The organism is Mycobacterium venezuelense (assembly GCF_054919535.1).
In genome coordinates, this window is record NZ_JBONDW010000001.1 from 296,525 (window position 1) to 313,733 (window position 17,209).

Annotated in this window: 21 protein-coding genes; 13 read left to right on the plus strand and 8 right to left on the minus strand. The window is 67.2% G+C overall.

Annotated features, from left to right (window positions below):
• Window positions 1-17 precede the first annotated feature (17 nt).
• Genes ACRCUN_RS01495 through ACRCUN_RS01505 form a run of 3 tightly spaced genes read left to right on the plus strand, consistent with a single transcriptional unit; the run spans window position 18 to window position 1,404 of the window.
• Complete coding sequence (locus ACRCUN_RS01495; RefSeq protein ID WP_462139880.1) at window positions 18-407, plus strand: hypothetical protein; 390 nt, start codon at window positions 18-20, stop codon at window positions 405-407.
• Window positions 408-409: 2 nt separating this feature from the next.
• Window positions 410-898 (plus strand): hypothetical protein, encoded by a 489-nt coding sequence (locus tag ACRCUN_RS01500; RefSeq protein WP_462140114.1) that lies wholly within the window; start codon window positions 410-412, stop codon window positions 896-898.
• Window positions 899-957: 59 nt separating this feature from the next.
• Window positions 958-1,404 carry a DUF1707 domain-containing protein gene (locus ACRCUN_RS01505; RefSeq protein WP_462139881.1) on the plus strand — a complete coding sequence of 149 codons (447 nt, stop codon included), beginning with the start codon at window positions 958-960 and terminating at the stop codon, window positions 1,402-1,404.
• 83 nt (window positions 1,405-1,487) lie between these two features.
• Here the strand turns inward: ACRCUN_RS01505 and ACRCUN_RS01510 are convergent, their stop codons facing one another.
• On the minus strand, window positions 1,488-2,912 hold the full coding sequence (locus ACRCUN_RS01510) for an FAD-dependent monooxygenase (RefSeq protein WP_462139882.1): 1,425 nt from the start codon (window positions 2,910-2,912) through the stop codon (window positions 1,488-1,490).
• A gap of 157 nt (window positions 2,913-3,069) precedes the next feature.
• Between ACRCUN_RS01510 and ACRCUN_RS01515 the strand changes: the two genes are divergently transcribed.
• The 6 genes from ACRCUN_RS01515 to mnhG are packed head-to-tail and all read left to right on the plus strand — an operon-like array spanning window position 3,070 to window position 9,166.
• Entirely contained in the window at window positions 3,070-5,955 is a 2,886-nt protein-coding gene (locus ACRCUN_RS01515; RefSeq protein ID WP_462139883.1) for a Na+/H+ antiporter subunit A, read from the plus strand.
• Window positions 5,952-6,410, plus strand: coding sequence for a Na(+)/H(+) antiporter subunit C (locus ACRCUN_RS01520; RefSeq protein WP_462139884.1), 459 nt, complete (start codon window positions 5,952-5,954; stop codon window positions 6,408-6,410). Before ACRCUN_RS01515 ends, ACRCUN_RS01520 begins: the two co-directional genes overlap by 4 nt.
• Window positions 6,411-6,424: 14 nt before the next feature.
• A complete protein-coding gene (locus ACRCUN_RS01525; protein WP_462140115.1) occupies window positions 6,425-8,011 on the plus strand; it encodes a Na+/H+ antiporter subunit D in 1,587 nt (528 codons plus the stop codon).
• Window positions 8,008-8,547: a Na+/H+ antiporter subunit E gene (locus tag ACRCUN_RS01530; RefSeq protein ID WP_462139885.1), complete on the plus strand. Its 540-nt coding sequence runs from the start codon at window positions 8,008-8,010 to the stop codon at window positions 8,545-8,547. The genes ACRCUN_RS01525 and ACRCUN_RS01530 overlap by 4 nt, the downstream gene beginning before the upstream one ends.
• Window positions 8,544-8,831, plus strand: coding sequence for a monovalent cation/H+ antiporter complex subunit F (locus tag ACRCUN_RS01535; RefSeq protein ID WP_462139886.1), 288 nt, complete (start codon window positions 8,544-8,546; stop codon window positions 8,829-8,831). The genes ACRCUN_RS01530 and ACRCUN_RS01535 overlap by 4 nt, the downstream gene beginning before the upstream one ends.
• On the plus strand, window positions 8,828-9,166 hold the full coding sequence (mnhG, locus tag ACRCUN_RS01540) for a monovalent cation/H(+) antiporter subunit G (RefSeq protein ID WP_409504411.1): 339 nt from the start codon (window positions 8,828-8,830) through the stop codon (window positions 9,164-9,166). The genes ACRCUN_RS01535 and mnhG overlap by 4 nt, the downstream gene beginning before the upstream one ends.
• A 34-nt stretch (window positions 9,167-9,200) precedes the next feature.
• Here mnhG and ACRCUN_RS01545 read toward each other — a convergent pair whose 3' ends face one another.
• The 6 genes from ACRCUN_RS01545 to ACRCUN_RS01570 form a co-directional block, all read right to left on the minus strand.
• A complete protein-coding gene (locus ACRCUN_RS01545; RefSeq protein WP_462139887.1) occupies window positions 9,201-9,827 on the minus strand; it encodes an LON peptidase substrate-binding domain-containing protein in 627 nt (208 codons plus the stop codon).
• Between the two features lie 3 nt (window positions 9,828-9,830).
• Complete coding sequence (locus ACRCUN_RS01550) at window positions 9,831-10,259, minus strand: hypothetical protein (RefSeq protein WP_462139888.1); 429 nt, start codon at window positions 10,257-10,259, stop codon at window positions 9,831-9,833.
• A gap of 9 nt (window positions 10,260-10,268) precedes the next feature.
• On the minus strand, window positions 10,269-11,399 hold the full coding sequence (locus tag ACRCUN_RS01555; protein WP_462139889.1) for a glutamate--cysteine ligase: 1,131 nt from the start codon (window positions 11,397-11,399) through the stop codon (window positions 10,269-10,271).
• Window positions 11,380-12,084 carry a superoxide dismutase[Cu-Zn] gene (gene sodC / locus ACRCUN_RS01560; RefSeq protein ID WP_462139890.1) on the minus strand — a complete coding sequence of 235 codons (705 nt, stop codon included), beginning with the start codon at window positions 12,082-12,084 and terminating at the stop codon, window positions 11,380-11,382. The genes ACRCUN_RS01555 and sodC overlap by 20 nt, the downstream gene beginning before the upstream one ends.
• 9 nt (window positions 12,085-12,093) lie before the next feature.
• Window positions 12,094-12,564, minus strand: coding sequence for a LytR C-terminal domain-containing protein (locus tag ACRCUN_RS01565; RefSeq protein ID WP_462139891.1), 471 nt, complete (start codon window positions 12,562-12,564; stop codon window positions 12,094-12,096).
• A gap of 75 nt (window positions 12,565-12,639) precedes the next feature.
• Window positions 12,640-12,951 carry a nucleoid-associated protein NapA gene (locus tag ACRCUN_RS01570; protein WP_067849423.1) on the minus strand — a complete coding sequence of 104 codons (312 nt, stop codon included), beginning with the start codon at window positions 12,949-12,951 and terminating at the stop codon, window positions 12,640-12,642.
• Between the two features lie 127 nt (window positions 12,952-13,078).
• On the opposite strand from ACRCUN_RS01570, the gene ACRCUN_RS01575 reads away from it, so the two are divergent.
• Window positions 13,079-13,672 (plus strand): peptide deformylase, encoded by a 594-nt coding sequence (locus tag ACRCUN_RS01575; protein WP_462139892.1) that lies wholly within the window; start codon window positions 13,079-13,081, stop codon window positions 13,670-13,672.
• Window positions 13,672-14,589: an N-acetylglutamate synthase, CG3035 family gene (locus ACRCUN_RS01580; RefSeq protein WP_462139893.1), complete on the plus strand. Its 918-nt coding sequence runs from the start codon at window positions 13,672-13,674 to the stop codon at window positions 14,587-14,589. The genes ACRCUN_RS01575 and ACRCUN_RS01580 overlap by 1 nt, the downstream gene beginning before the upstream one ends.
• On the opposite strand, the gene ACRCUN_RS01585 is transcribed toward ACRCUN_RS01580, so the two are convergent.
• Window positions 14,576-15,289, minus strand: a complete 714-nt coding sequence (locus ACRCUN_RS01585; RefSeq protein WP_462139894.1) for an SDR family oxidoreductase — start codon at window positions 15,287-15,289, stop codon at window positions 14,576-14,578. The genes ACRCUN_RS01580 and ACRCUN_RS01585 overlap by 14 nt on opposite strands.
• 112 nt (window positions 15,290-15,401) lie before the next feature.
• Here ACRCUN_RS01585 and ACRCUN_RS01590 point away from each other — a divergent pair, with 112 nt between their 5' ends.
• Both ACRCUN_RS01590 and ACRCUN_RS01595 read left to right on the plus strand, forming a co-directional pair.
• Window positions 15,402-16,256 carry a LysR family transcriptional regulator gene (locus tag ACRCUN_RS01590; protein WP_462139895.1) on the plus strand — a complete coding sequence of 285 codons (855 nt, stop codon included), beginning with the start codon at window positions 15,402-15,404 and terminating at the stop codon, window positions 16,254-16,256.
• A 4-nt stretch (window positions 16,257-16,260) separates the two neighbouring features.
• Window positions 16,261-17,043: an exodeoxyribonuclease III gene (locus ACRCUN_RS01595; RefSeq protein WP_462139896.1), complete on the plus strand. Its 783-nt coding sequence runs from the start codon at window positions 16,261-16,263 to the stop codon at window positions 17,041-17,043.
• Window positions 17,044-17,209: the final 166 nt, after the last annotated feature.

The window sequence follows — 17,209 nt, forward strand, 5'->3', positions numbered from 1 at the left end:
TAGTACGGTCCTTCTATATGGAACGCTTACCCTATATCGATCAGCATGCCATAACCGTCGAGGCCGACGCCGCCACGACATGGGCCGCCGTCCTGCGCACTCTGTGCGACGATCCCGCCGACCCCCGTCCGCCGTTCGGCTTCGCGATCGACGAGTGCAGCCCACGCGAACGCCTCGCACTGAAGGGACGCCACCCGTTCTCGGTCTACAAGTGGGTGTTCGAGCTCGACGCCCTCGGCCCGCACCGCACGCGTGTGCGCTCGCAGACCTGGGCGGCGTTTCCGGGTTTGCACGGCAAGGTTTACCGCGCACTGGTGATCGGCACGGGTGGTCATCGCATGGCGGTGCACTGGACGCTCAAACGCATTGCGGGGCAACTGCGTCCACGTCCTGAGGTGTTGGCGTGATCATGAACTGGGGCGCGACGGCGGATGAGCGGACCGCCACCCTGCCGTGCGATGCGATCGCGCCCACCGCACGCACCCGCGCGGACCGGGCGATCACCATTCAGGCGCCCACGCCCACCGTGTTCGCATGGCTGTGCCAATTGCGGGCGGCGCCATACAGCTACGACCTGCTGGACAACTTCGGCCGCCGCAGCCCGCGCACGCGCAGTCCGGAACTGACCCACCTCGCCGCTGGTCAGCGGTTCATGGGCACCTTCGCGCTGTACTCGTTCGCGACCGACCAGCACATCACCCTGCACGCCCGCCGGGTCGCCGTCACCTATGCGGTCCGCGCCGTCGAGGAAGGAGGCCGCCTACACGTCCGCGTGCTGTTCGACGGCCCCCGACCGATCGGCTGGGCACTTGCCGTCGGCGATCTGGTGATGATGCGCAAACAGCTGCTCACGCTGCGCGACCTCGCCGAGGCGGAGGCGTCGTCGATCACATCTTGACGATGACAAGTTTGAGTGCGATAGTGAACTTGTCACTGCCTAGTTCAAAGGGAGTCGAGATGCCTGCCACTGTTGAGACCACCCGCGCCGGCGACCACGAGCGTGAGAAGACCGCCAACGACCTGGGCCAGGCGCTCGCACAGGGCTATCTGACGATGGCCGAGTACGAAGACCGTCTGCACACCGCATTCCAGGCGCAGACCACCGGCGAGCTTCGCGGCCTGCTCGCTGATCTGCCCGTCGCGCAATTGCGCCGCAACGATCCCCGCCGCCGCGAAGCGCAGCTGCGGGCCGCCCGGCTCAGCGTGCGGCTGCACCTCGCCGCCTACCTCGCCGGTTCGTTGTTGATGGTCGGCATCTGGCTCGCGGTCGGATTCGGCGGTGGCGGCTGGTACTTCTGGCCGGTCTGGCCGATCATGGGCTGGGGCATCGGCGTTGCGTCGCATGCGATCCCGGTCTTCGCGCACGGTTCGACGGGACTTCGACCACATTGTCGAGCCCGCTGACTGCACCACACCGCACACGGTCACGAGATTGCAGCCAGGGACGAGATCGCGCGGATTTCTGTCCCTGAGCGCAATCTGGGCGCTCACCCCGATGCGGAAGTCCAGTGCGCGATCGCCGCACGGACCTCATCGGCATGCGGCAGGCGTTCACTGGCCCAGGCTACATAGCCGTCGGGCCGCACGAGTACCGCGTCCGGCAGCTCCGGCCGGTTGTCGATCGCGTGGATGACGTCGTCGTCGCCGATATCGACCGCGGCAGCGGTGACGAGCACGAACTTGCCCGCCCGCAGCAACTCGTAGAGCCGCGCACCGCCACAGTCCACGTCGGCCATGCGGCGTCCCACGAGCCAGTCCTCGTCCTTCGACCGTGGATAGGCGATGCCGATGCCGCTGAGCCGCTCGGCCAGGAACCGTCGCGTACGCGGTATGCGCAACACGGTCCCCAGCACGAGGACCCGCAGCCGACGCGTCGCCGCCGAGCTCAGGACCACCTGATTGAACGCATCGGTGAGCCGCAGGACAGCCGCGCCGACCGGATGGCGCTCGCGTTCGTAACTGTCGAGCAGCCACGACGGCGCCTGCCCGCGCACCGCCGCGGCGAGTTTCCAGCCCAGGTTGATCGCGTCGCCGAGCCCGGTGTTCATGCCCTGCCCGCCGAGCGGGGAATGGACATGCGCCGCATCGCCCGCCAGGAATACCCGGCCCGACCGGTAGTGGCGGGCTTGCTTTCGTTCGCTGAGGAACCGCGAGCTCCACCGCATATCGCTCATGCCGAAGTCCTGGCCCGCGATCCGATGGAACGCGTCACGTATCTCGTCGAGCGTCACCGGTTCGCTCAACGGCGCCTGTTCGCGCAGCCGGTCCCACGCGATGGCGCGGAACCAGCCGTCGCCGAACGGGACGAACAACACGACGCCTTCCGTACCGGTGCGGGCGAACAACGTCTCGTCCGGTGGCGACGACAGCCGGACGTCGGCGAGCAGGATGTGCGTCTCGTACTGTTTGCCGACGAAGTCGATCCCTACCAACTGCCGAACTTTGCTGTGTGCGCCGTCGCACCCCACCACATATGCCGCGCTGAGGCTTTGCCCGCCGGCCAGATCGACCGTCACCGAGTCGGCGTCCTGGCGCAGGCCCACCACTTCGGCTCCGCGCCGCACCTCGACTCCGAGCTCGGTGGCGTGCGCCTCCAGCACCTGCTCGGTACCGCTCTGCGGCACGATCAGCACCATCCCGAACCGCGTCGGCAATTCCGTCAGGTCGAGCGTCGACCCGCCGGGCGGAGCCACCTCGCGCACCGGCAGTCCCCGGTTGAGCAGTTCATCGGCCAGGCCACGCCCGTCGAGCAGTTCCAGGGTCCGCGCATGTACGGCGAACGCCCGCGTGATGTTGGGTGCCGACGTGCGTTCCTCCAGCACCGTCACCTTCGCGCCGCCCAGCGCGAGCTCACACGCAAGCATCAAACCGGTGGGCCCGGCCCCGACCACAAGAACCTCGTTGGTTGCCAAGAGAATTCACCCCTTCGCTGCGCGACGGCTCTGCACGCTGATGGTAGCCACAACTGCGCACGTAGAATGGGAAAAAGTCGTAGCCACTCATGCCGATGCTCTTCGCGCAAGCGCTCATCGGTAGCCGACACCCCGACCACAACCAGATCGGAGTGCCATGCTCGCCGTCCTGCTCGCCCACGCGGTCGCCACCGCGCTGGCTCCACTTCTCGTGGCCAGATGGGGCCGGCTGGCGTTCTATCCCCTGGCACTCGTTCCGCTCGGCTCGCTCGTATGGGTCGGCCTGAACTGGCCGAGCCAGGACCGCGTGCCGACGCTGCACATCCCGTGGCTGCCCGAGCTGTCGATGGACATCACCCTGCGGTTCGACTCCCTCGCGGCCATCATGAGCGTCCTGGTGCTGGCCATCGGGGCACTCGTACTGTTCTACTGCGCGGAGTACTTCCACCATCACGGCGGAAAGGTCGAGAAGCGTCTGCCCAGCTTCGCCGCTGAGCTCGTCGCGTTCTCCGGGGCGATGTTCGGCCTGGTCGTAAGCGACAACATGCTGGTGCTGTACGTGTTCTGGGAAACGACGACGGTGCTGTCGTTCCTGCTGGTCGGCCACTACGCCGAGCGGGCCACCAGCCGCCGCGCGGCAACCCAGGCCCTGCTCGTCACGACGTTCGGCGGGCTCGCCATGCTCGTCGGCATCATCGTGCTCGGCAATCTCGCAGGCACCTATCTGCTGTCGGAACTCATCGCCGCGCCGCCCACCGGGACTGCCGCGTCGATCGGCATCGCGCTCATCCTGGTCGGTGCGCTGTCGAAATCGGCGATCGTGCCCATGCACTTCTGGCTGCCGGGCGCGATGGCCGCACCCACCCCCGTCAGCGCCTATCTGCATGCCGCCGCCATGGTGAAGGCCGGTGTCTACCTGGTGGCGCGCATGACGCCCGGATTCGCCGACACCCCGCTCTGGCGGCCCATGGTGATCGGGCTCGGCCTGCTCACGATGTTGCTGGCGGGCTGGCGCGCGGTGCGCGAGTACGACTTGAAACTCATCCTGGCGTTCGGCACGGTCAGCCAGCTCGGCCTGATCACCGTGATGGTCGGCGCGGGCGGCTCGGACATGATGCTGGCGGGCCTGGCCATGCTGTGCGCGCACGCGATGTTCAAGGCCTCGTTGTTCATGGTGGTCGGTGTCATCGACCACGCGACCGGCACGCGCGACATCCGCAGGCTCGCCGGTTTGGGGCGCCAGAACCGGCCGCTGCTGATCATCGCGTGCGGAGCCACCGCGAGCATGGCCGCGCTGCCGCCGTTCTTCGGCTTCGTCGCCAAAGAAGCCGATCTGGAGACCGTGCTGCACAGCGCGGCGCTCGGCACCGCCGCGCCGTACGTGCTCACCGGCATCGTGGTCGGCTCGGTCTTCACCACGATGTACAGCCTGCGGTTCCTCTGGGGCGCGTTCTCCGGTAAGGGATTACCGCAGCCGAGCGTGCGGGTCGCCGAAATGCACCGGCCCCCGGTCACTTTCCTGGCCGCGCCGGCCATCCTGTCGGCGGCCGGTCTGTTGTTCGGTCTGTGGCCCGCCGGGTTGGACGCTGTGCTCGACGAGTACGCCGACACCGTGCCGGGCGGATCGGGCTACCACCTGGCGTTGTGGCACGGCTTCGGTCTGCCGTTGCTGCTGTCGGTTGTCGTGCTCGCGGTCGGTACCGCACTGTTCGTGAGCCGGCGCCGACTTCCCCGCACCCCATGGGCCTACCACCCGCTGGGCAACGCCGACCGTATCTACGACGCGGTCATCCGCGGCCTCGACGTGGTGTCGGTGCGGCTGACCGCGCAGACACAGCGCGGGTCGCTACCGCAGACGCAGTCGGTGATCCTGCTGACGCTCGTGTTCCTGCCTGTCGCGACGCTCGTGCTCGGCGGTGCCCGCAACCATCCCGACTTCGCACTGGTGGATTCACCGCTGCAGGTGGTGGTCGGCTTACTCATGCTGGCCGCGGCACTGGGTGCCGCGGTGATGCGCAACCGCTTGGCCGCGGTGCTGTTGGTCGGGGTGACCGGATACGGCTGCGGCGCGATCTTCGCCTTCCACGGCGCACCGGACCTGGCTCTGACCCAATTCCTCGTGGAGACACTGGTTTTGGTGATCTTCGTGCTGGTATTGCGGACACTGCCCGCCGAGGCCGACGCGACCAAGATCAACAAGAACCGCCTCCCGCGCGCCTTGCTCGCGCTCGCCGTCGGTGCGGCCGTCACGTCGCTGGCGGTGTACGCGATGGCGGCGCGTACCGGGGCAGGCATCGCCGAATTGCTGCCGGACGCCGCCTATTACCGCGGGCACGGCGCCAACACCGTCAATGTCCTCCTGGTCGACATCCGTGCCTGGGACACCATGGGCGAGGTCATGGTGCTGCTCGTCGCGGCGACCGGTGTGGCCTCACTTGTGTTCCGGCACCGCAGGTTCGGCTCGGCACCGCGCGTCAGCACGGCCGTCGGCCAGCCTGACATCGGTCCGGTAGGCGCCTACAGTCCCGCGGTCGGCGACGTGACGTGGCTGCGCGGAAGCGAGCTGCGCGACCCGCGGCACCGCTCACTGGTGTTGGAGGTCGCGACGCGCGTCATCTTCCCGCTCATCATGGTGTTGTCGGCGTACTTCTTCTTCGCCGGGCACAACACCCCCGGCGGCGGCTTCGCGGGCGGTCTCACCGCGGGCCTGGCGCTCGTGCTGCGCTATCTGGCCGGTGGCCGTTACGAACTGGGTGAGACGCTGCCGCTGGACGCAGGCAAGATTCTCGGCACCGGTCTTGCGCTGTCGGCCGGAACCGCGGTCGCCTCCCTGCTGGTCGGTGCGCCTGCCCTGTCGTCGGCGCTCGTGCAGTTCGAGCTGCCGGTGCTGGGATCGGTGAAGTTCGTGACCGCGCTGTTCTTCGACCTCGGGGTGTATCTGATCGTGGTCGGGCTCGTGCTCGATGTGCTGCGCAGCCTCGGCGCGCGGGTGGACTTGGACCTGGCGGAGACGCCCGAACCGGCTAAGGCGGTGGCACGATGACGACCTTTCTGGTTCCGTTGATCCTCATCGGCGGCCTCACCAGCGCCGGCGTGTACCTGCTACTGGAACGCAACCTCACCCGAATGCTGTTGGGTCTGTTGCTCATCGGCAACGCCGTGAATCTGCTGATCCTCGCGGCCGGTGGCCGCGGAGGCAATCCGCCGATCCGTGACCGCACCAGCAACGGCGCCACCACCACAGCCGACCCGCTGGCCCAGGGCATGATTCTCACGGCGATCGTGATCAGCATGGGCATCGCGGCGTTCGTGCTCGCCCTGGCTTACCGGTCGTACCGATTGACCACCGCCGAAGAGGTCGCCAACGATCCCGAGGACACCCGGGTTTCGCGGCTGTCGGCTGCCGAGGAGGACGTCATACCGCTGCCGGACGCGAGCCGCGACACCGATGCTCCCGACGAACTCGACGCGCTGCCCGGATTCGAGGGCTCGAAGTGACAGCCCAGACCTTGATGCCGCTGCCGGTGCTGATCCCCGCGATCGGCGCGGCGATCACCCTCGTCGCCGGGCGGCGCCCGCACCTGCAGCGCATCATCACGCAGGTGGCGCTGACGGCCGTGGTCGGCGTGTGCGCGGCGCTGCTGTACCTGGCCGACCGGGACGGCACGCTCGCGCTGCATGTCGGCGGCTGGAGCCAGAGCGTTCCTGGCTTGGGTCCGCTCGGCATCACGCTCGTCGTCGACCGGCTCACGGCGCTGATGCTCGTGGTGTCGTCGATCGTGCTGCTGGCCGTCGTCGTATACGCCATCGGCCAGGGCATCCGCGACGGCGATGAACGCCAGCCCGTGTCGATATTCCTGCCGACCTACCTCGTGCTCTCAGCGGGTGTGTGTACGGCTTTCCTTGCCGGTGACCTGTTCAACCTCTTCGTGGGGTTCGAGGTTCTGCTCGCCGCGAGCTTCGTCCTGCTGACGATCGGGGCCAGCGAGGAACGCGTGCGCGCCGGCATCGCCTACGTGATGGTGTCGATGGTGTCGTCGCTGATCTTCCTGATCGGCATCGCGCTGGTCTACGCGGCCACCGGCACGCTGAACATGGCCGAGCTCGCCGTCCGTCTCGACGATGTGCCCGAGGGCACCCGGTCGGCCTTGTTCGCGGTGTTGCTCGTCGCGTTCGGCATCAAGGCCGCGGTGTTCCCGCTGTCGACGTGGCTGCCCGATTCCTACCCCACCGCCCCGGCGCCCGTCACCGCGGTATTCGCCGGTCTGCTGACGAAAGTCGGTGTGTACGCCATCATCCGGGCCCATTCGCTGCTGTTCCCCGGCGGCGGGCTCGATGCGGTACTGCTGGTGGCCGGGCTGCTGACAATGGTGATCGGAATTCTCGGCGCCATCGCGCAGAGCGACATCAAGCGATTGTTGTCGTTCACGCTCGTCAGCCACATCGGCTACATGGTGTTCGGCATCGCGCTGGCCAATGAGCTCGGGATGTCGGGTGCGATCTACTACGTCGCACACCACATCGTGGTGCAGACGACGCTGTTCCTGGTGGTCGGCTTGATCGAACGCCAGGCGGGCGCGTCGACGCTGCAGCGGCTGGGTGGGCTTGCCGCGGCCAGCCCGGTACTGGCGTTCGTGTTCGTGGTTCCGGCTCTCAATCTTGGCGGGATTCCGCCGTTTTCGGGCTTCATCGGCAAGGTCGCGCTGCTGGAGGCCGGTGCCGAGAACGGCTCGGCCCTGGCCTGGACGTTGGTGGCGGGCGGTGTTGTCACGAGCCTGTTGACGCTGTACGTGGTGGCCCGGGTCTGGACGAAGGCGTTCTGGCGGGCCAGGGCCGACGCACCGGAAGGGCATCTGGCCGCGGCCGCGCCCGCGGTGCTGCTCGACGATACGGAAAGCTCAGCGGACATCGAGTTCGCCGACCGCGACAACGTGGGACGCATGCCGGTCGGGATGCTGGTGCCGACCGGTGCCCTGATCGCGGTAGGGCTCGTGCTGACCGTCGCGGCAGGCCCGATATTCGCCTACAGCGAGCGGTCAGCCGCTGAGGTGATCGATCGCGGGCAGTACATCTCGGCGGTGTTGGGAGAGTCTCGATGAGAAGACTCATGCTGCGCGCCTGGGTGCTGTGCTTCCTGATCATGGTGTGGACGTTGTTGTGGGGCAACGTGTCTGCCGCGAATCTGATCAGCGGGCTGGCCATCGCACTGTTGATCACCGTGCTGCTGCCGCTGCCCGCGGTGCCGGTGGAAGGCAAGCTGCATCCGCTGTCGCTGGCCAAACTGGTCGCACTGGTCAGCTACTACCTGGTGCTGTCATCGGTCCAGGTGGCGTGGCTGGCGGTGCGGCCCGGTCCGCCGCCGCTCACCGCGGTGCTGCGCGCGCACATGCCGCTCAAGTCGGATCTGGTGCTGGCCCTCGCGGTCAACATCATGAATCTGACGCCGGGCAACATCGTGCTGGAGATCGACCAGTCCAGACGGATGCTGTATGTCCACGTTCTCGATGTCGGCTCGGAACGGTCGGTGAACCGGTTCTACCGCCAGGTCGATCAATTCCAGCGGCTGCTGGTCGCCGCGTTCGAACGCGAATCCGATTGGCAGCCATCGGCAGACAAGGAGGTCGACGCCTCATGAGCTGGGTATGGATCACCGCTGGCGTCATGCTCACCGCGGCCGCGGCCGTCACGATGTTCCGGTTGTTGGCCGGCCCGAGCACACTCGATCGGCTGGTGGCTCTCGACACCCTGGTCGCGGTGACGTTGTGCGCGATCGGCACATGGGCCGCGTTCAGCCTGGACACCACGGTCACCTACAGCCTGACCGCGCTGGCGTTGATCAGCTTTGTCGGTTCGGTCAGCGTGGCCCGTTTCCGCGTGCCGGACACCGACAATCCGCGGCCCAAACGGAGGCTGCTGTGAACGTTCTCGACATCATCACCGCGATCCTGATTCTCAGCGGCTCGACGCTCGCACTCACGGCCGCGATCGGTATTGTCCGCTTCCCGGACACCCTTTCGCGCATGCACGCCGCGACCAAGCCACAGGTTTTGGGGCTGCTGCTGGTGCTGGCGGGCGCCGCGATCCGGCTGCGTGGCCACGCCGACGTCGGCATGGTGATCCTGACCGGATTGTTCACCCTCATCACCGCCCCCGTGATCGCCAATCGCGTCGGTCAACTGGCCTACCGCGAGCAGAACATTCGCGACGATCTGCTGACCCGTGACGAGATAGCGGAGTTCGAGGGCCGCGACTGAGCGTTTCGCACCCACGCCGACGCCCGCCGGCGAGCTACTCCGAAAGCTGGAACTCGACCATCGCGGTGACGGTGTCGACCGCTTCGCTCAAGGCTTCCAGCCGCGCGGCCTCGGTGGGTGCGGACAGCACGGAGTAGCGGTCGGCCTGCCCCATGGGTAAGCGAGCGGCCAAGGCGTACAAGTGATTCGCCGGGTCGAGCCGGGCAGCAGCCACGATCTCGCGGCTGTGAATCGACATCCCCTTGGCCTCCCCGATCCGGTCGAACAGCGCGACCATGCGGTCCTCGATCCCCGCGATCTGCGCAGCATCGACCGGGTCGCCGGGTTCGTCGGGCCAGGCCTCGATCTCGGCCCGCGGGTATGGGTCGTCATCGAGCCAGCGCTGCACCCGGATTCGCTCCCCCATCACGCACGCGAGCCGAAACCGCTCCGCTCCCAGGGTCTGGCAGTCCACGATCCGGGCGAGTGCCCCCACGTCGCACCGTTGATCGCCACCACCCACCTCGCGGCCCGCGGCGATCAACACCACTCCGAATGCCGGTTCCGGCATGGCCATGCAGTCGCCGACCATCGCCACGTACCGGGGTTCGAAGATCCGCAGCGGCAGTTCCTCGCCGGGCAGCATGGCCACCTCGAGCGGGAACATGGGCGATACGGCCACAGCTCAGCCCGGAACCTTGTTGTTGATCGCTTCGACCACGGTCGCGTTGCGGTCGGCGAGTGCGCACATCGCACCGATGAAGCTCACCCAGATGAACGGGTTCTTCTTCATGCCCGGATAGCCGTTCTCACTCAGGAGGTCGACCATGCCGCGCTGTGTCGCCTCGTCCAGCGATGCGTATTCGCTACAGGTTGTCGACATGCCATTGGGCGGCGGTGTGCTGGCCCCACTTCCGCTGCCGCCGCCGGGCGACGGCGGTGGGAACAACGGTGTCGAGGGAGACGCGGTCCTGGTCGGCGTCCGCTTGGTGGTGGTCGTCGTCGATATGCCGGTCTGATCCGGATCGGCCATCGGCGTGCCCGCAGTGACGTTGCTACAGCCCGCCAAACCGATCGCCGCGGCGGCGAGCCCGGCCACCATCAAACGCTGCATGCGCCCACCCTATAGCTGAAGTTCCCCGATCAATGCGTCAACGACTTCACGAAGGTCCCCGTCGTTTTCCTCGGCCACCCGCCGTTGCCGCTGATATGAGGCCCCGGAGTGGTAGATGTCGGCGACGGCCGCCAGTTCGTCGCTGCAGCGCAGTGACGCCGCTACGGGCTCGAGCCGGTTCAGCAGCTCGTCGAGATCCTCTGTGACCAGCCGCTCGTTGCTGTCGGCGTCGAGGATGATCACCGCGTCCAGGCCGTAACGCGCGGCGCGCCACTTGTTTTCCTGCACGTGCCAGGGCGGCATGACGGGCAGTTGGTCCCCCGCGTCGAGCCTGCGGTCCAAGTCGACGATCAGGCAGTGCGTCAGTGCCACCAGCGCACCGAGTTCGCGGACATTGGAGACGCCGTCGAAGATCCGCACCTCGACGGTGCCGAGATGCGGTGAGGGCCGGATATCCCAACGGATTTCGTTGAGGTGGTCGATGATGCCGGTCTTCTTCTGGTCGTGGACGAATCCTTCGAATTCAGGCCACGTCTGGAACTGGAACGGCAGACCCGCGGTCGGCAGCTGCTGGAACATCATCGCGCGGTTGCTGGCATAGCCCGTGTCCTCGCCTTCCCAGAACGGCGAAGACGCCGAGAGCGCCAGCAGATGCGGGAACTGGTTGAGCAGCGAGGAGATGATCGGCATCACCTTGTGCGCCGAGGAGATACCCACGTGTACGTGCACGCCCCAGATCAGCATCCGCCTGCCCCACCACTGCGTGCGCTTGATCAGTTCGGCATAGCGCGGCGCGTCGGTGAGCTGCTGGGCCGACCACTTCGCGAACGGATGCGTTCCGGCGCAGAACAGTTCCATACCGCGGCCGCGAACGATATTGCGCACCGTGCCGAGCGTGCCGCGCAGGTCGTCCATCGCCTCGCCGGTGTTCTCACAGATCCCGGTGACGATCTCGACGGTGTTGCGCAGCAGCTCTTTGTGCACATGCGGGTTCTCGCCGATCTCGGCGATCACCGCAGCGGCCTCATTGCTCAGCTCACGGGTGTCGGCGTCGACGAGAGCGAACTCCCACTCGACGCCGACGGTGGGCCGGGGCGACCCGGCGAAATCGATGCGGCTGTCAGCCGGCGCCGATAACACCGCACGCCACCCGACTTCCGGCGTCGCCGGTGGCCATAGTCGTCTGATCGGGACCCGGGGTGCCGTTGACCTGCTGGTAGCGCTCCGGCGGGATGTTGGCGAAGTTGTCGGCCTTCTCGTGGATGATGATCGCGGTCTTCGTACCGGCCTGCAGATCCTCAGCGGTGAAGGCGTCGGTCGTCGTCACGAGCTTGCCCGAGCCGTCCTGACGGATCTGCAGCGAGCTGAGATCGCCACTGGCCGGGTGTGCCGTGTGTCCGGGGACCTGGAAATGCCCGCCGGCGGAGTTGAAGTCGCCCGGCGCACCGCCGGTCGGGGCGACCGAGTTGGCCTCGCACTTGCCCACCGAGTGGATGTGCAGGCCGTGGAATCCGGGAGCGAGCAGACCGGGGGCGGTGGTCTCGATGGTGACGGTGGCGAAGCCATCGGCGAACTGGAAATCCGCGGTCGCAACGGACGTGCCGTCGGCGGTCTTGATATCGGCGGTCAGCGTCTCGCCACCACTGGTCGCACCCGAGCCGTGCTCACCGCCGTGCTCACCGGGCGAGGCCGTGGGCGACGGGGATCCGGTCCAGATCGCAGGAGTGGTACCGGGCTGGGTGGCCACCGGTTCGTTGGGGGCGCATGCACTCAACGCAACAACGGGGGCGGCGAACAGGACGGCGACACCGACGGACTTCAGCATGGCCAAAGCCTAACCGGTGACCACCACGATGACGCCCGGTGGTTGCTCGGCAAGCTCGGGGCGCCGCGGTTCCACCGGAGCCTGCAGCAGCTTGCCCACTTCCTCGGCCGATTCCCGCTCACCCGGAGCCTCGCCGAAGAACACCGTCGTACCCGCGACCCCCTCCAAGGTGAGGTTGCCGGTTTCGGTGACATTCCACTGTGCGTCGCGCAGCCGCGTGGCGGTGCCTTCGGCCGCGCCTGCGACGTCGGAGATGTTGTACACCCGCACGTCGGCCTTGGCCGCTGGCTCGGGCTCGGCTTTCGGCGAGCTCTTCGGCGGGGTGGTCGTCGTCGCGGTCGCGACGGTCGACTGCTGATCGGAGGAGTCGTCGTCGGATCCGATCGCCTGGAATCCGACCAAGAGGAACACGACCCCGAGGAACAACAGCACCATCACCATGGCGCGCAGGGGTAGCCCGGACGACTCTCGCTGATTCATCGCGTCCACTGTATCGAGCGCATGGCCCGAACCGTCACACCGGCCATCTGTCCTCCTCGCGTGCGGGAGCGACCGTCAGGTGTTGATATCGAAGCCGAGCCGCCGCGCGGCCCGTGCCTTCTGGCGCGTGGCCCGCATCCGGCGCAGACGCTTGACCAGCATTGGATCGGCGGCCAATGCCTCTGGCCGGTCGACTAGTGCATTGAGCACCTGGTAGTAGCGCGTGGCCGACATGGAAAACAGCTCTTTGATCGCGTCTTCCTTGCTGCCCGCGTACTTCCACCATTGGCGTTCGAAAGCCAAAATATCGTGTTCGCGCCGGGTGAGCCCATCGGTCAGATCAGAGTCGTCCCCGGATTGCTCAGTCCGCGCCATGGCGCCGTCCATATTGCTCCCTGGACCCTTCCGACACTCGAGAAATTACATCGCTGTGGTTCGGGCTGTATTCAACCACGGCTTGCTGGCTTGAGGTGACACCTAAGCCCGCGAGTCGGCTCACATAAGCTTTCCGACCATGGCCGTCGTACCGATTCTCATTGTCGGAGATCCCGTTCTGCACACCCCGACCGAGCCGGTGCCCGTCGGCGCGGACGGTTCGCTGCCACCTGACCTGCCCGAGCTCATCCAGACGATGTTCGACACCATGGACGCGGCCAACGGGGTTGGCTTGGCCGCCAACCAGATCGGTGTCGCCAAGCGGTTGTTCGTCTATGACTGCGCCGAAACGCGCGGCAGTCGCCCGCGCAAGCGGGGTGTGATCATCAACCCCGTTCTGGAGACCTCGGAGGTTCCCGAGACGATGCCCGATCCGGACGACGACGAGGAAGGCTGCCTGTCGGTGCCGGGTGAGAACTTCCCGACCGGCCGGGCCGACTGGGCGCGCGTGACGGGCCTCGACGCCGACGGTTCCGAGATCACGCTCGAGGGCACCGATCTGTTTGCCCGCATGCTTCAGCACGAGACCGGACACCTCGACGGATTTCTCTACATCGACCGGCTCGTCGGCCGGCATGCGCGCGCCGCGAAAAAGGCCGTGAAGCGCAACGGCTGGGGCGTTCCCGGCCTGTCCTGGATGCCGGGCGAGGACCCCGACCCGTTCGGTCACTGATGGCCGCCCTTCCTGCCGTCGGCAGCCGGGTGAGCCTGCGTTATCGCCTACCGGCCGGCTCGGCCGAACCGCTCACCGACGTCATCGGGCACATCGAACGAACCGCTCCGACGGTGCGCGTGCGCACCAAATCCGGCGAACTCGTCGACATCGCACCCGCCGACATCGTCAGCGTGCGCGAGCTTTCCCACACCCCGGTCCGCGCGTCGGAAATCCGCGCCCTCGAGCACGCGGCCGCCCTCGCGTGGCCTGGCACCGAACACCAGTGGAACCGGGGCTGGTTTCTGCGCGCCGGCCTCGGCGCCACGAGCCGAGCGAATTCAGCTGTGCCACTCGATATTTCAGCACAGATCGCCGACGTCCCCGCGATCGTCGACTGGTATCGCGCACGCGACCTGCCGGCATGGCTGGCCCTGCCCGAGCGCCTACTGCCGATCCGGGCGTCGGGCATCAAGCCGGCCCGTGTGATGGTGCGCGACATCCCCGCCACTGTCACGCCAGCGCAACCCTCGACGCCGAGTGTCACGCTGGCGTGGCAGCCGGACGAGCAGTGGCTGCGGACCTACGAACGCGACGTACCCGTCGAGGTGTTGACCGCCGTGGTCGACGGCACGCTGACGTTCGCCTCGGCCGCCGGCTGCGCGGTCGGGCGCGGTGCGGTGACGGCAGCGCCGAATGGGACGCCGTGGCTGGGCATTTCGTCGGTGCGGGTGGCCGCCGAACACCTGCGACAAGGGCACGCCCGCGCGGTGTGTGCCGCGCTACTGGCCTGGGGCGCCGAGCACGGCGCTCAGCGTGCCTACGTCCAGGTCGAGACCGACAACGCGCCGGCCATCATGCTCTACACCTCGATGGGCTTCCGGCTGCACCACCACACCAGGTACGTGGCGGCCGAGGACGTGATCACGCCGCGCTGATGCTGCCGCCGCCGTCGACCCGGATGACCTGCCCCGTGAGGTAACCCGCGTCCTCGTCGAGGAGTGCGCAGATGGCGTGGGCGATCTCGTTCGGTTTGCCGACGCGACGCATCGGGATCGTGTTCAGGAACCGCTGCTCGCGTTCGGATCCCTCGGGGCTGCGCTGGCGGTACATCTCGGTCTCGGTCGGTCCGGGCGCCACGGCGTTGACCGTGATGCCGGTGGACGCGAGTTCGCCGGCCCAGATGCGGGTGGCCGCTTCGAGCGCGGCTTTCGACGCGGCGTACGGCGTGCGTTCGGGAGTGCCGAGTGTGGTCAGGCTCGTCACGTTGACGATGCGTCCCCACCCCTTGGCCAGCATCCCCGGCAGCGCCGCCTGCACGACCTGCACGGCGGTCCGCACGTTCATGTCGTAGTTGAGGGACAACGCGTCGAGGTCGATGCTGCCGATGCGCGCGAACGTCGCAAGACCGACATTGTTGACCACCGCGTCGACCGGTCCATCGGCAAGGACAGTGGCCAGGGCGACGTCGGTGGCCGCACGGTCGCTGAGGTCGACCTCGATCAGCTTGCCGGGGAAACCGGGTGCGGCCGATCGGGCGAATCCGACCGGTTCATGGCCGGCCGCCGCGAGCCGGTCGGCCACCGCTCGGCCGATGCCCTTCGATGCCCCGGTGATCAGAACTCGTCGTGATGTCATGTCCGTTCCCTTCGATTCGGTCAGTGTGTATTACGTAAACGTTCTGGTTCGCGGCATCTTCCATGTCATTAGTGGTATAGCTGCATGTAGATTGCGCATACCGGAGGTTGTAGTGCCGACTCTGCTTCAGCTCAAGTCATTTCTTGCGGTCGTCGACCACGGTGGATTCACCACGGCGGGCCGACGGCTCAACCTGTCGCAACCCGCGGTCAGCAGGGCTGTCGCAAGCCTCGAGAACGAACTCGGTCTGCCCCTGCTGCGTCGTCATCGCGATGGTGTCTCGCTCACCGCCGCGGGTGACCGCGCGGTGAGCCACGCCCGTCACGCCGTGCAGCACATGGAGGCGATGCGCAGCGAGGTCGCGGCGCTGGCCGGTGAACTCACCGGGACGCTGCGGCTGGCCAGTCTGCCGTTCGCAACGGGGACGGCAGTCGCGCCGTGGCTGCGCGCGTTCCGCGACGCACACCCACGAGTGACCGTGCACCTGCTGGAAGGCAGTGAACCCGAGATCCGCAGCTGGCTGGACCGCGGCGCTGCCGAGGTCGGCGTCGTCAGCCTGCCCGCACCCGAGTTCGAGACCGCACTGCTGGGCGTGCACCAGATGGTGGCGGTCCTGCCGGCAGGCCACCGGCTGTCCGGGCTCGACGCGATCACGTATGCCGACCTCGCGGCCGAACCTTTCATCCGATCGACGGGCGGCTGCTCGGCAGTGTTCGCCCCGGTGGCCGAGAAGGTGGGTGTCCAACTCGGCGCCGACTTCGAGGCGCACGAGATGACCGCAGTCATCGACATGGTGCGCTCGGGCCTCGGAGTGAGCATCCTTCCCGAGCTACCGGGCCCGGTGCCCGAAATCGTCACCCGCCCACTCATCCCCGCCACGACTCGCACCCTTGCGGTTGCGGTGCCGGCCACCGCCGGTCCACCCGCCCGCGCATTCCTGCAGCAGGTCGCCGCCCGTACGCTCTAAGCCCATGCGGCTGGCCACCTGGAACGTCAATTCGATCCGCGCCCGCGTCGACCGGGTCACCGACTGGTTGGCGCGCGCCGACGTGGACGTGCTTGCGATGCAGGAGACCAAGTGCGCCGACGACCAATTCCCCACCATGCCGTTCGCCGCGCTCGGCTACGACGTGGTCCATCACGGACACAACCAGTGGAACGGCGTGGCGATCGCGTCACGCGTCGGCCTCGAGGACGTGCAACTCGGCTTCGACAGTCAGCCCGCGTGGGAGGCCGCCGCCGAAGCCCGGGCACTTGCCGCGACGTGCGACGGCGTGCGGGTGTGGAGTTTGTACATCCCGAACGGCCGGACCGTCGGCTCGCCGCACTACGCCTACAAGCTGGAATGGCTTGCCGCACTTCGTGACAACGCACAGAAGTGGTTGGCCGAAGATGCGCAGGCGCAGATCGCGCTGGTCGGCGACTGGAACATCGCCCCCACCGACGAGGACGTGTGGGACGTCGAGGTCTTCAAACACTCCACCCATGTCACGCCGTTGGAGCGGTCGGCGTTCACCGCGATCGTCGAAGCCCAATACGCCGACGTGGTAAGGCCTTTCACTCCCGGGCCGGGGGTCTACACCTACTGGGACTACACCCAGTTGCGGTTCCCCAAGCGCCAGGGCATGCGGATCGACTTCATCCTCGGCTCACCCGCATTGGCGCATCGAGTGACGCACGCCGAAATCGTGCGGGAAGAACGCAAAGGAAAATCTCCCAGCGATCACGCTCCCGTTCTGGTGGACCTGAAGTGACGCGCGAACGAAACGGCAAGTAAGCGAACGTTTCGCCAATAGTTCGCATTCGAATTCTTTTCGTTCACCGCCGCCGCACTCACCGTTCACCAACATCGCCGTGCAGATCGGGCAATCCCTTCTCCCTGCGTCGATCTCGTGAAATACCCGCAGAAGCAACGATCTT

What these genes read in the sequence shown, in the direction of transcription:
- ACRCUN_RS01495 (WP_462139880.1), top strand. Translation starts at nt 18, where the DNA reads ATGGAACGCTTACCCTATATCGATCAGCATGCCATAACCGTCGAGGCC.
- ACRCUN_RS01500 (WP_462140114.1), top strand. Translation starts at nt 410, where the DNA reads ATGAACTGGGGCGCGACGGCGGATGAGCGGACCGCCACCCTGCCGTGC.
- ACRCUN_RS01505 (WP_462139881.1), top strand. Translation starts at nt 958, where the DNA reads ATGCCTGCCACTGTTGAGACCACCCGCGCCGGCGACCACGAGCGTGAG.
- ACRCUN_RS01515 (WP_462139883.1), top strand. Translation starts at nt 3,070, where the DNA reads ATGCTCGCCGTCCTGCTCGCCCACGCGGTCGCCACCGCGCTGGCTCCA.
- ACRCUN_RS01520 (WP_462139884.1), top strand. Translation starts at nt 5,952, where the DNA reads ATGACGACCTTTCTGGTTCCGTTGATCCTCATCGGCGGCCTCACCAGC.
- ACRCUN_RS01525 (WP_462140115.1), top strand. Translation starts at nt 6,425, where the DNA reads ATGCCGCTGCCGGTGCTGATCCCCGCGATCGGCGCGGCGATCACCCTC.
- ACRCUN_RS01530 (WP_462139885.1), top strand. Translation starts at nt 8,008, where the DNA reads ATGAGAAGACTCATGCTGCGCGCCTGGGTGCTGTGCTTCCTGATCATG.
- ACRCUN_RS01535 (WP_462139886.1), top strand. Translation starts at nt 8,544, where the DNA reads ATGAGCTGGGTATGGATCACCGCTGGCGTCATGCTCACCGCGGCCGCG.
- ACRCUN_RS01550 (WP_462139888.1), bottom strand. Translation starts at nt 10,259, where the DNA reads ATGCAGCGTTTGATGGTGGCCGGGCTCGCCGCCGCGGCGATCGGTTTG.
- sodC (WP_462139890.1), bottom strand. Translation starts at nt 12,084, where the DNA reads ATGCTGAAGTCCGTCGGTGTCGCCGTCCTGTTCGCCGCCCCCGTTGTT.
- ACRCUN_RS01565 (WP_462139891.1), bottom strand. Translation starts at nt 12,564, where the DNA reads ATGAATCAGCGAGAGTCGTCCGGGCTACCCCTGCGCGCCATGGTGATG.
- ACRCUN_RS01570 (WP_067849423.1), bottom strand. Translation starts at nt 12,951, where the DNA reads ATGGACGGCGCCATGGCGCGGACTGAGCAATCCGGGGACGACTCTGAT.
- ACRCUN_RS01575 (WP_462139892.1), top strand. Translation starts at nt 13,079, where the DNA reads ATGGCCGTCGTACCGATTCTCATTGTCGGAGATCCCGTTCTGCACACC.
- ACRCUN_RS01580 (WP_462139893.1), top strand. Translation starts at nt 13,672, where the DNA reads ATGGCCGCCCTTCCTGCCGTCGGCAGCCGGGTGAGCCTGCGTTATCGC.
- ACRCUN_RS01585 (WP_462139894.1), bottom strand. Translation starts at nt 15,289, where the DNA reads ATGACATCACGACGAGTTCTGATCACCGGGGCATCGAAGGGCATCGGC.
- ACRCUN_RS01595 (WP_462139896.1), top strand. Translation starts at nt 16,261, where the DNA reads ATGCGGCTGGCCACCTGGAACGTCAATTCGATCCGCGCCCGCGTCGAC.